The sequence below is a fragment of the Actinomycetota bacterium genome, from assembly GCA_036280995.1.
GTDB lineage: Bacteria > Actinomycetota > CALGFH01 > CALGFH01 > CALGFH01 > CALGFH01.
Window position 1 is genome coordinate 1 of the sequence record DASUPQ010000646.1, and the last position, 11274, is coordinate 11274.

Below are 11274 nucleotides of genomic sequence, written 5' to 3' on the forward strand. Positions count from 1 at the left end.
GCCGGGGCGGTCAACCTGCTGGCCGGGTCGGCGGGCGGCCCCGGCGGCGGGCGCCTGCTGCTCCAGGCCAACCCCGAGGACCGCGACGGCTTCGGCTCCGCCATCGCCGGCGGGACCGTCCCGCTCGACTTCGACGACACCGCCGGCGACGACGTCGCCGCCGGCGCCCCCGGCGAGACGGTCGGCGGCAGGGCGTTCGCCGGCGCCGTCAGCGTCTTCAACGGTCCTCCGGGCGGGCTGGGCGGCGAGCGGCTGCTGTTCCAGGGCACGGCCGGGATCCCGGCAGCCCGGAGCGCGGCGACCGGTTCGGGCTGACCCTGGCGCCGGCCGACACCGACGGCATCGGCCAGTGGGACCTGGCCGTCGGCGTGCCCGGCGAGGACCTCGGCCCGGACGAGAATGCCGGGGCGGTCAACCTGCTGGCCGGGTCGGCGGGCGGCCCCGGCGGCGGGCGCCTGCTGCTCCAGGCCAACCCCGAGGACCGCGACGGCTTCGGCTCCGCCATCGCCGGCGGGACCGTCCCGCTCGACTTCGACGGCAACGGTCGCTCCGACCTGGCCGTCGGGGCCCCGACCGAGACCGTCGGGACCGGCGCGGGGGGCGCCGGCGCAGTCAGCCTCTACCCCGCCTCGGGCGGCAGGGTGCTGGCGCCCGGGCCGGTCCTCACCCAGGGCGGTGGGCTCGCCGGCACCCCCGAGGTGGCGGACCTGGCCGGGGCGGCCCTGGCGTAAGCCCGGCGGCGGGGTGGCTGGCCCGGGGGTAGCCTTGCCGGGTGACCTCTCCTGCCCACCCGAACCGGGTGTCGCCGTTCCGGCCGTTCCGGCACCGCGCGTTCGCCATCATCTGGACGGGGAGCTTCGTCTCCAACATCGGCACCTGGATGGAGACGGTGGCCATCGGGGTCTACGTCACCCAGGCCACCGGCCAGGCGGCCTGGACAGGCACGGTGGCCGCCCTCACCTACGTGCCGACGGTGCTGCTGGGGCCGTTCGGAGGCGCGCTCGCCGACCGCTTCGACCGGCGCCGATTCCTGGTCGGCGTGACCCTGTTCCAGACCCTGCTGGCCGTCCTGCTCACCGTGCTGGCAGCCACCGGCCAGCTGTCGGTGCCGGCCGTGGCCACGATCGTGCTCCTGGCCGGGTGCGCGTTCGCCGTGGCCATGCCGGCCGTCCAGGCCATGACCCCCGACCTGGTCGGCACCGACGACCTGCTCGGGGCGATGAGCCTGGGGGCGGCCCAGTTCAACCTCGGCCGGGTGGTGGGGCCGGCGCTGGCCGGGCTGGTCATCACCGCCGGGGGGCTGGCCTGGGCGTTCGGGTTCAACGTGGTCAGCTTCGGGGCCGTCCTGGTCGCCCTCGCCCTGGTCCGCGTGCCGCCGCTGGCCCGGGCGGACGGCAAGCCGGCGCGGGTGCTGCGGACGATCGCCGAGGGCGTGGTCGCGGCCCGGCGCGACCGGGGCATCCGCACCGCCCTGCTCCTGCTGCTGGCCACCACCTTCCTGGTGTCGCCGTTCATCGGGCTGGTCCCGGCCGTGGCCATCAAGGTGTTCGGGCGGGGCGCCCCCGGCACCTCGGCCCTGGTCACCGCCCAGGGCATCGGGGCGGTCTGCGCCGCCCTGGCCGCGGCCCCGCTGGCGGCCCGGCTGGGCCGGCGGCGGGTGCTGGTCCTCGCCCTGCTGCTGGTCGGGCCGGCGGCCGTGCTGTACGGGCTGGCCCCGACCTTCCCGCTGGCCGTGGTCGCGATCGCCCTGCTCGGCTTCGTCTACCTGGCCGTGCTCTCGGGCACCAGCACCGTCTGCCAGCTGCGGGCCCCGCGCGAGCTGCGGGCCCGCATCGCCAGCCTGTTCATGCTCGGGGTCGGCGGCGGGCACGCCCTCGGGCTGGTCGTGCAGGGCTGGCTCGGCGACCAGGTCGGGCTGCCGGCCGTCACCGCCGTCACCGGGCTGCTCCTGGCCGGGATCGTGCTCGCGGTGCGCCTGGCCCGCCCCGACCTGCTGGAGGCGATGGAGCCGTCGCCGTCAGGGGATGTCCATCCGCTCCAGACGGCGGACGGCCAGGAACAGGGCGGCCAGGGTGACGACGGTGGCCAGGACGGTCGCGCTGACCGGGCCCAGGCGGGTGGTCAGCTCCACCCCGCCGCCGCGCAGGACGGCGGCGAGCACGCCCTCGGTGTAGCCGCGGATGGACAGCGACGCCGCCGAGGGGGCGACCGAGACGACCGCTCCCTCCCACAGCAGGGCATAGGCCAGGCCGACCAGCAGGGCCCTGGCCATGAGCAGCGACAGCAGCATCCCGAGGGCGCAGTAGGCGAGCGTGCCGACGGTGGTGGCCAGCAGCATGCCGGCGAGCAGGTCGGTCGAGCCGAGCCCGCCGGCGGCGACCACGTGCCCGACCGCCTCGGCGGGTAGCAGGACCAGCAGCGACGACAGCACGGCGGCCAGGTACTTGGCCCCGAGCACGGCCGGGCGCGGGATCGGCTTGAGCAGGAGGTTGGTGACCGTGCCGTCGCGCAGCTCCGAGCCGAGGCTCGAGGTCGAGAAGGTGAGGGCGACCACCGGGAGCAGCACGGGCAGGACCAGCTGGCGGAACAGGTCGAGGGTGAAGGTGGCCGGGTCGATGTCGGCCCCGGCCGCGAACACCGCCGGGAGCACCAGCGGCAGCGCGACCAGCAGGGCGACGATGACCACCCGCCGTCCGGCCAGCAGCTGGCCAAGGCTGAACCGCAGCAAGGTCATGGATCTGCTCATCGTCTCCCCACCAGATACCGGAACACCTGCTCAAGGGACTCGTCGGTGGTGCGGACCTCGCGCAGGCTGGCCCCCTGGTCGCGGGCCAGCCGGGGCAGGGCGGTGGCGAAGCTGTCCACCGAGCGGGTGCGGGCCCGCAGGGCGTCCCCGTCGACCTCGACGGCCACCGTCGACGGCAGGGCGATCAGCCCGGCGGCCAGCAGCCGGGCGTCGTCGGCCTTGACCATGACCGTGCGCGGCTGATCGGCCATGAGGTCGCGGATGGCGTGGTAGTCGCCGGAGGCGGCCAGCCGGCCCGACACCAGCACCAGGATCTGGGAGGCGAGCCGCTCCACCTCGCCGAGGATGTGGCTGGACACCAGCACGGTCACCCCGGCCTCGCCGATCAGCCGGACCAGCTCGATGAAGCGGGCCCGCTGCCCCGGGTCCATGCCGGTCATCGGCTCGTCCAGCACCAGCAGGGCCGGCTGGTGGACGATCGCCCCCGCGACCTTGGTGCGCTGGCGCTCGCCCTTGGACAGTCCCTTGAGGCGCCGGTCGGCCAGCGGCTGGAGGTCGACCTCGGCGATGGCCCGCTCGGCGGCCGCCCCGGCGTCGGCCAGCCCCTGCAGCTCGGCGTGCAGCCGGACATAGGAGCGGATGGTCAGCCGCGGGTAGAGCCGGTCCCCGTCGGGCACCACCCCGATGGCCCGGTACAGCATCGGGTCGTTGCGGATGGGCCGCCCGAACAGCAGCACCTCGCCCTGGGAGGGATGCAGCAGCCCGCAGATGGCCTTGAGGGTGGTGGTCTTGCCGGCCCCGTTGGGTCCCAGCAGCCCGGTCACCCCCGGCCGCAGCTCGAACGACAGGTCGGCCACGGCGACCACGTCCCCGTACCACTTCGAGAACCGCCGCAGCTCGACCACGGGAGCGCCGTTCGGCGCCGGGCCGCTCATGCCCGCAGGCGCAGGACGCGCCAGGTCAGGATGGCCCCGGCCACCGCGGCCACCACCGTCATCGCCACCAGGTACCCGGGCCCGGTGAAGCCGGCCTGGTCGGCCAGGGTGCCCGGGTCGAACGGGGCCCCGAACAGCCAGTCGACGAAGCGCCCGGGAAGGCCGCTGAGCGACAGGAACGCCACCCAGCGCCGCCCCTCGAACTGGGCGGTGAAGAACAGGATGTTGGCCAGGGCCGAGCTGCCGAGGAACACCCCGAGCAGCCCGGCCGTGGCCACCGCCCGCCGGTCGGTGAGGCTGGCCGCGGCCAGGGCGACGACCGAGTAGAAGATCGTCAGCGCCGTCCCGGCGATCAGGATCTTGCCCAGGTCGTCGAGGTTCTCGCGCAGGTAGGTGGCGGCGCTCACGGCGGTCAGGGTGTTGCCCAGGAAGAGCACCACCAGGGGCACGATCGCGATCAGCCCGACCACGGCCAGCAACGCGGCCAGCTTGGCCAGCAGGTAGTCGGCACGGGTGACCGGCCGGGTGAAGATCAGGGCGAGCACGTTCTGGCGGCGGTCGGGGCAGAGCAGCTCCGGTCCGGCGGTGGCCGCGAACAGCAGCAGCAGGCCGGCGACGATGCGCAGGTACTGGGCGTAGGTGAAGAACTCGTCGGCGGCCTCGGCGAACAGCACGCGGACGCCGATGAAGGCCAGCACCGGCCCGAAGGCCAGCACCAGCAGCCCCCACGGGACCACCTTGGTCTTCCAGTTGCGCTTGAGCCCCAGCACCCGGCGCACCCCGGCGACGGCGATGGCCCGCATCCGCCGCCCGCGGCCCTCCCGCGGCCCCTCGTAGTGCCGGTAGCCGCGGTCGTAGATGGTCCCCGCGGGGGTCGTGAGCTCCGTCATCGCCGCACCCCCCAGGCCGCCTCGGGCGTGCGCGCCGCCTCGGCCTCCCGGGTCACGGGGCCGCCGTGGGCGGCCTGGAGGCGCAGGAACGTCTCCTCCAGGCTCGGCGCCCGCGGGACCAGCCGGCGCAGGGCCCAGCCCCGCTCGGCGGCCACGTCCCGGACCAGGTCGGACGACCCCTGCACGAGCAGGTCGTCGCCGCTGGGCCGGACCTCCAGGCCGGCCGCGGCCAGGGCGGCGACCACCTCGGGACCGTTGTCGCCGAGCTGGATGCCGAACCCGGGCTCGGTGGTGCCGGCCACCTCGGCGATCGAGCCCTGGGCGAGGACGTGGCCGCCGTGCACCATCACCACCCGGTCGCAGACCCGCTCAACGTCGCCGAGCAGGTGGGTGGAGACGAGCACGTCGATCCCGAGCTCGTCGCGGATGCGGGCGATCAGGTCGAGCATGTCCTCGCGGCCCTGGGGGTCCATGCCGTCGGTCGGCTCGTCCAGGAGCAGGAAGCTGGGGTCGTGGACCAGGGCGACGGCCAGCTTGACCCGCTGCTGCATGCCGGTGGAGAACCCGCCGACGGCCCGGTAGCGCTCCTCCTCCAGGCCGACCTGGTAGCAGACCTCGGCCGCCCGCTCCCGGGCCGGCCGGGGCGGGAGGCCGCCCAGCTGGGCCATGAAGGCGACGAAGTCGGCCGCGGTCACGTCCCCGGGCAGGCAGGCCCCCTCGGGCAGGTAGCCGACACGGGCCCTGACGGCCAGCGGGTCGACGGCGACGTCGTGGCCGAGCACGCTGGCCCGTCCATGGTCGGGCACGAGCAGTCCCAGCAGCAGCTTGATCAGGGTCGACTTGCCGGCCCCGTTGGAGCCGACCAGCCCGGTGCAGCCGGGCTCGATGGCGACGTCGACCCGGTCGAGGGCCTGGACGGTCCCGTAGCGCTTGCTGAGGCCTTCGACCTCGGCCACCATCACCTGTGCACGACCTCCGTTCGGGTTGGGAAGGCCACCTTCTCACACCGGCCGCGGCCGCGTATCCCACCAAGGTCGCGGACGCCTCGACGAAGGTATCGCCGGCCTGTGAGAGGATCGGTCCATGGTCGCGGCGATCCCCATCTACGTGGAGCGGGGCGACAAGAAGGTCTTCGCCTGCTCGATCGACTTTCCCGGCTGGTGCCGCGGCGCCAAGTCCGAGGAGCTGGCCGTCGAGGCCCTGGCCGCCTACGCCCCCCGCTACGCGGAGGTGGCCAAGCGGGCCAAGGTCGCGTTCCCGGCCCCGGCCAGGGCCGGGGAGCGCTTCGAGGTGGTGGAGCGGGTCAAGGGCGGGGGCGCGACCGACTTCGGCATCCCCCACGAGATCCCCCGGGCCGACGCCGAGCCCCTCACCGCCCGCCAGGCAGCCCGCCAGGTCGAGCTCATGCGGGCGGCCTGGGCGGTCCTGGACGCGGTCGCCAAGGCCTCCCCGGCGGAGCTTCGCAAGGGCCCCCGCGGGGGCGGCCGGGACCGCGACAAGATGCTCGACCACGTGCTCGGGGCCGAGGCCGCCTACGCCCGCCAGGTGGGCATCAAGCACCCCCAGCCGCAGGTGGGGGACGCCAAGGCCATCAAGGCCCTGCGCGACGACCTGGCCGAGACCCTGCGCGGCGCCTCCGACGGGTCGCCCCTGCGCCCCAAGGGCTGGCCACCCCGCTACGCCCTGCGCCGGATCACCTGGCACGTCCTCGACCACGCCTGGGAGATGCAGGACCGCCGCGACCCCGCCGGCTGACGGCCGGGATCAGCGCGCCACCTGCAAGGTGTGCCCGCCGACCACCCCGCCGCCGGAATCCAGCAGCAGCAGGCACCCCCGGCCGGCGGCCGGCGGCTCCCGCAGCAGCACCAGGAACGGCTCGGCCCGGTCCGGGTCCAGCTCCATCCCCTCCAGCCACACCTCCAGCCCCGGGTCCCGCCGCCCCCCCGCCACCGGCACCACGGCTCCGAGGTCGAGCCGCTCCGCCAGCGCCGGTTCCTCCCTGACCAGCTGCACCAACCCCGCCCGCCACCCCTCGGGAACCCGCCCCGCCCCCAGCCCCGCTCCCCTGGCCAACCCGGCCAGCCCCCTCGGCAGCACCAGCCCGCCGGTCAGCTCCGCCACCCACCCCTCCGCCGCCAGCGCGAACGGCCCCCCACTCTCGTCCCCCCGCAGCTCCAGCCGCAGCACCCGCCCCCGCCCCGCTTCCAGCACGGTGACGCTCTTGCACCCCCACCGCCCGTCCGCGGCGACGAGGTCGGCGGGGTCGGTGGGGCGGGGGGGATCGGTGGGGTCGGAGGCGTCAACAGGAGCGCCAGGATCGCCCGCGACCGAGGGCGTGCCGGAACCCCACCCACCGGTTTGTGGGGCCCCTACCGGGAGGGTAACCGCGGGCGGGGTAAGGTGCGACCGGCTGTCCACAACCCTCCCGGAGACCGCCGACCCGACCGAGATGGCGACGGCGAGCAGGCAGATGTCTCTCGGCAGGTCCAAGGGAACCTGCCAGTCGAGGCTGGCGACCGCCGACCGGCCTGGGGCGAGATCGCCGAGGGGGGTTGGGGGGCCGACCGGGCGCCAGGGCGAACCGGGCGGGGGGCCGCCGGTCCACAGCCAGTCGCCGGGGGGGACGGCTGGGGGGTGGAGGCAGGCCGGGGCGGCCAGGACCCGCACGCGGACATCCCGGAGGGGGCCGTCGCCCCGGTGGTGGACCTGGACGTGGACCCGGGCCGGGTAGCCGGGGGCGACCCGGCCGCCCAGGTCGGGGGGGCCGGCCGCGTCCGGCCAGCGGTCGTCCTCGAACTCGACCGGCGACAGCGGGTCCTCGCGGGGCCGCGGGGGCGCCTCCACCTTGATGTCCGGGCACTCCCACCAGGGGCCACCGGGGCGGGGGTGGGCGGCGGGGGAGCGGGTGGAGCGCAGCGCCGGGGTGGCCGTTGTCGGGGCGGGCGCGTCCAGCGGGAGCTCCCAGACGCCCCGGCCCAGCAGGCCGGCCCGGAGCAGGCGCTCGGGCCCGCGCAGGGCGAGGGCCAGGACCGGGGCGTTGGGCAGCCCGCGGCCCAGCGGGCGCCAGGCGGCGCCGTCGTCGTCGGAACGCCACACGCCGGCGTCGGTGGCCGCGAACACCGTCCCCGGCCGGCCCGGGTCGGGCACGACCGCGCCGGCCGCGACCTCGGGCAGGTCGCCGCTGCGGTCGGCCCAGGTCGCGCCCCCGTCCTCCGACCGCCATACCCGCCCGCCGCGCGGGTCCGACCACGCCGCCCAGGCGACCTCCGGCCGACCCGGGTCGACGGCCACCCCGGCCACCCAGCCGGCCCGGGGCCGGGCCGTCTCCCGAACCGCCCAGCGGCCCCCGTCCCGCTCCAGGAGGAGCAGCTCGCCCTCGGCGGTCCCGCCGAGCAGCCGGTCCGGACCCGCCGCGGCCAGCGCGGTCACCGCCCCCCGGACCCCGGGCAGATCGACGACGGTCCAGGTCGCCCCGCCGTCGGCGGAGACGACCAGCCCGCCGGCACCGGCCGCGACCAGCTCCCCGCCGGCCGCCACCGCCGGGTCGCCCGGTCCGAGCGGGCACCACACCTCGCCGCCCTCGTAGCGGACGGCCCCGAGCTCGCCGGCGCCGGCGAGCAGCCAGGGGCCGTGGTCGGCCAGGGCGCCGACCTCGGCCACGGCCAGGCCGATGCCGAGCGACCGCCAGGAGCGTCCCCCGTCGGACGAGCGGAACAGCCCGCCCTCGCCGGCCACGTACAGCACCCCCGGGTCGCCGGGACCGGCCACCACGGCGTGCTGGCCGAGGGGGAGGCTGTCCCCGGCCGGCCTCGCCGTCAGGTCCACCCACGACCAGCGGCCGTCGGGGCCGCGGGCCCCCCGGTGCAGGCCGGCGGCGCCCAGCCAGACGACGTCCGGGTCGCCGGGGTCGGCCGCGCACGCGAAGGTGTGCCAGGCCCGTTGGCTGTGGAGGTCGGCCGGCGGCTTGACCGGCTCGAACACCCCGCCGGCGTGCTCGCGGCGCCACAGGTGCCCGACCCCGTCCCCGGCGGCGAACACGTACCCGACCTGGCCGCCGGGAGCCACGGCGACCGCGACCCGCTCGAAGGCGGCCGGGGCCGCCGCCAGCGGCACCCGCCGCCAGCCGGCCCCGCCGTCCTCGGACCGGTGCAGCCCGAACTCGCCGCCGGCGAGCAGCTCGCCGCCCGCCCCGGCGGCCACCGACCAGCACCGGCCGGCCAGCCGCTGCGTCCAGCCCCGCCCGCCGTCGGCCGACGCCCACAGGCCGGCCGTGGTCGCGGCCAGCACCCGCCCGGCGTCGCCCGGGTCGACCAGCAGGTCGTGGACGCCGGTGCCCAGCAGCTCCCTGGAAACCAGCGCCCGCCAGCTGGCGCCGCCGTCGTCCGAGCGCAGCAGCCCGACCCCGAGCGCGGCCAGGGCCTCGCCCTGGCCGGTGCCGGCGTAGGCGATCGCCGGGTCCCCGGGGGCGAAGGCGAGCGCCCCGACCGCGGTGGTCGGCTGGTCGTCGGCCCGGGGCGTCCAGGTCTGGCCGCCGTCGCGGCTCTCCCAGGCCCCGCCTCCGCCGGCCAGCAGGTGCCGGGGGTCGCCGGGGTCGACCGCCACCGCCGCCACCCGCCCGGTCACCGGCGGCCGGCTCCCCGGCCCTGACCCGGCGGTGTGCCCGTGGGGGACGGCGAACGGCCCCAGCGGCCGCCAGGCCGGCCCGGGGTCGGGCGGATCCTGGGCGTGTTGGAGGGCGGCCAGGCGGGCGGCGGCGTAGGCCGGCCCGTCCTCGGGCGCAAGGCCGCGGCGCAGCCGGAACCGGTCGGGGCGGGCGCGGTCCCCCGCCCCGGGTCGAGGGCCAACCGGCAGGTGCATCGGGCCACCTCCGGCCACCGGGCACCCTGCGGCCCGGCCAGACGCGGAAGTCTATCCTGAACCATGGTCGACGGGAGGAGCGGTGGATGGCGGGACCGGTGGCGGTCGTGTGGGACGAGGCGCTGGCCGCCTACGACTTCGGGCCCCAGCATCCGCTGCGACCGGCCCGGGTGCAGCTGACCATGGCCCTGGCCCGCGCCTGCGGGCTGCTCGGGCAGGCCCGGGTGGTGGAGCCCGCCGCGGTGTCAGGGGCCGACCTGGCCCGGGTGCACGAGCTCGACTACCTGGCCGGGGTCAAGGCGGCCGGGCAGGGGCGGCCGGAGGCCCGGTTCGGGTTCGGGCCCGGCGACAACCCGCCCTTCGCCGGCATGCACGAGGCGGCCACGCGGGTCTGCGGGGCCACCGTGGCCGCCGCCGAGGCGATCCGCTCCGGCCAGGCCCTGCACGCCTTCTCCCCGGCCGGTGGCCTCCACCACGCCATGCCCGACCGGGCCAGCGGCTTCTGCGTCTACAACGACCCGGCGGTGGCGATCGCCTGGCTGCTCGACCAGGGCGTGGAGCGGATCGCCTACCTGGACGTCGACGTCCACCACGGCGACGGGGTCGAGGCCATCTTCGCCGACGAGCCGAGGGTCCTGACCGTGTCGCTGCACGAGTCGGGCCGCTACCTGTTCCCCGGCACCGGCTTCGCCCACGAGGTCGGCGAGGGCCCGGCCCGCGGCACCATCGCCAACCTGCCCCTGCCCCCCTCGACCACCGACGACCTCTACCTGGCCGCCTTTGACGCGGTCGTGCCGGCGCTCGTCCGCGCCTTCCAGCCCGAGGTGCTGGTCACCCAGCTGGGCTGCGACACCCACTACACCGACCCGCTGGCCCACCTGGGCCTGACCGTCAACGCCTACCGGCAGCTCGCCGCCCGGCTCCACGACCTGGCCCACACGGTGACCGGCGGCCGCTGGCTGGCCACGGGCGGGGGCGGCTACCAGTGGGCGGCGGTGGTCCCGCGGGCCTGGTGCAGCTACCTGGCCGAGATGGTCGGGGCCGAGCTGCCCGAGCGGCTCCCCGAGCCCTACCTGGAGGAGGCGGCCGACCTGTTCGGGGCCGTGCTGGACCCGGACATGGCCGACGAGGTGGTCGCCCTGCGCAGCGAGCACCGCGTCCGGGTCGAGGCCGAGCTCGGCCGGTCCATCGAGGTGGCCAGGAGCAACCTGTTCCCCTTGCACGGTTTGCCCGTCTGACTTCCGGGATCCGGGGCGCAAGTGGCCGAAGGCGATGGCCCCGGATGGATCGGGGGTTCGCGGCAGGCGTTCGCTACCATGGGAGGCCGACCCACGACCGACCGGAGCGCCAGCATGCCCGACCTCCCCTCCCGCGACGAGCTTGGCCGCCACCTGGTGACGGCCAGGATCGCCGGGTCGGTGCGGACGCCGGTCTGGGACGTGCTCCGCAAGGCCGGCCTGGTCGCCGCCGGCGACCCCGACCACTGCTTCGGGCTCTCGGGCATGCACCGGTACACCCAGGCGGAGGTGCTGGCCGAGGTCACCCGCCAGTTCGGCTGGACCCACACCCCGGGCGAGCCCGCCGACGGCCCCACCTGGATCGAGCCCGGCCCGCTGCTGGACGAGATCGACCGGGCCGCCGAGCGCCTGGCCAGGGCGGCCGCGGCCGGCGAGCACGTCCTGTTCGCCACCGGCCACCCGACCGGCATGCTCGGCCTGTACCAGCAGCTCGCCGTGGCCGTCCGCGAGGCCGGGGCCAAGCTGTCGCGGCCCGGCGACGGCCTCGCCTTCCAGTTCCACGGGCACCGGCGGCGCATCATCTACACCGGCTGGGTGGCGGCCCTTGC

Annotated in this window: 10 protein-coding genes and 1 pseudogene; 6 read left to right on the forward strand and 5 right to left on the reverse strand. The window is 76.7% G+C overall.

Annotated features, from left to right (window positions below; all coding sequences use genetic code 11):
- From VF468_22030 to VF468_22040, 3 genes and pseudogenes are all read left to right on the forward strand, one after another.
- On the forward strand, window positions 1–315 hold a 315-nt coding region (locus tag VF468_22030; GenBank protein HEX5880970.1), incomplete at its 5' end, for a hypothetical protein.
- Between the two features lie 53 nt (window positions 316–368).
- A complete protein-coding gene (locus VF468_22035) occupies window positions 369–731 on the forward strand; it encodes a hypothetical protein (protein HEX5880971.1) in 363 nt (120 codons plus the stop codon).
- 68 nt (window positions 732–799) lie between these two features.
- Window positions 800–2002 (forward strand): annotated as a pseudogene (locus VF468_22040) (MFS transporter).
- Window positions 2003–2017: 15 nt separating this feature from the next.
- Here VF468_22040 and VF468_22045 read toward each other — a convergent pair.
- From VF468_22045 to VF468_22060, 4 genes are read right to left on the reverse strand one after another with little or no spacing between them, the layout of a single operon-like run.
- Window positions 2018–2734 carry an ABC transporter permease gene (locus VF468_22045; protein HEX5880972.1) on the reverse strand — a complete coding sequence of 239 codons (717 nt, stop codon included), beginning with the start codon at window positions 2732–2734 and terminating at the stop codon, window positions 2018–2020.
- An 8-nt stretch (window positions 2735–2742) separates the two neighbouring features.
- Window positions 2743–3681, reverse strand: coding sequence for an ABC transporter ATP-binding protein (locus tag VF468_22050; protein ID HEX5880973.1), 939 nt, complete (start codon window positions 3679–3681; stop codon window positions 2743–2745).
- Window positions 3678–4571: an ABC transporter permease gene (locus VF468_22055; GenBank protein HEX5880974.1), complete on the reverse strand. Its 894-nt coding sequence runs from the start codon at window positions 4569–4571 to the stop codon at window positions 3678–3680. The genes VF468_22050 and VF468_22055 overlap by 4 nt, the downstream gene beginning before the upstream one ends.
- On the reverse strand, window positions 4568–5530 hold the full coding sequence (locus VF468_22060; protein ID HEX5880975.1) for an ABC transporter ATP-binding protein: 963 nt from the start codon (window positions 5528–5530) through the stop codon (window positions 4568–4570). The genes VF468_22055 and VF468_22060 overlap by 4 nt, the downstream gene beginning before the upstream one ends.
- A 124-nt stretch (window positions 5531–5654) precedes the next feature.
- Here VF468_22060 and VF468_22065 point away from each other — a divergent pair, with 124 nt between their 5' ends.
- Window positions 5655–6326 carry a hypothetical protein gene (locus tag VF468_22065; GenBank protein ID HEX5880976.1) on the forward strand — a complete coding sequence of 224 codons (672 nt, stop codon included), beginning with the start codon at window positions 5655–5657 and terminating at the stop codon, window positions 6324–6326.
- A 9-nt stretch (window positions 6327–6335) separates the two neighbouring features.
- Here VF468_22065 and VF468_22070 read toward each other — a convergent pair whose 3' ends face one another.
- Window positions 6336–9428 carry a hypothetical protein gene (locus tag VF468_22070; protein HEX5880977.1) on the reverse strand — a complete coding sequence of 1031 codons (3093 nt, stop codon included), beginning with the start codon at window positions 9426–9428 and terminating at the stop codon, window positions 6336–6338.
- An 86-nt stretch (window positions 9429–9514) separates the two neighbouring features.
- On the opposite strand from VF468_22070, the gene VF468_22075 reads away from it, so the two are divergent.
- Both VF468_22075 and VF468_22080 read left to right on the forward strand, forming a co-directional pair.
- Entirely contained in the window at window positions 9515–10666 is a 1152-nt protein-coding gene (locus tag VF468_22075) for an acetoin utilization protein AcuC (protein ID HEX5880978.1), read from the forward strand.
- A 114-nt stretch (window positions 10667–10780) separates the two neighbouring features.
- On the forward strand, window positions 10781–11274 hold a 494-nt coding region (locus VF468_22080; protein ID HEX5880979.1), incomplete at its 3' end, for a phosphatase.

Bases quoted from the DNA above. Each gene is read 5' to 3' on its own strand.
- VF468_22045 (HEX5880972.1), bottom strand. From the start codon at position 2,734: ATGACCTTGCTGCGGTTCAGCCTTGGCCAGCTGCTGGCCGGACGGCGG.
- VF468_22050 (HEX5880973.1), bottom strand. From the start codon at position 3,681: ATGAGCGGCCCGGCGCCGAACGGCGCTCCCGTGGTCGAGCTGCGGCGG.
- VF468_22055 (HEX5880974.1), bottom strand. From the start codon at position 4,571: ATGACGGAGCTCACGACCCCCGCGGGGACCATCTACGACCGCGGCTAC.
- VF468_22060 (HEX5880975.1), bottom strand. From the start codon at position 5,530: ATGGTGGCCGAGGTCGAAGGCCTCAGCAAGCGCTACGGGACCGTCCAG.
- VF468_22065 (HEX5880976.1), top strand. From the start codon at position 5,655: ATGGTCGCGGCGATCCCCATCTACGTGGAGCGGGGCGACAAGAAGGTC.
- VF468_22070 (HEX5880977.1), bottom strand. From the start codon at position 9,428: ATGCACCTGCCGGTTGGCCCTCGACCCGGGGCGGGGGACCGCGCCCGC.
- VF468_22075 (HEX5880978.1), top strand. From the start codon at position 9,515: ATGGCGGGACCGGTGGCGGTCGTGTGGGACGAGGCGCTGGCCGCCTAC.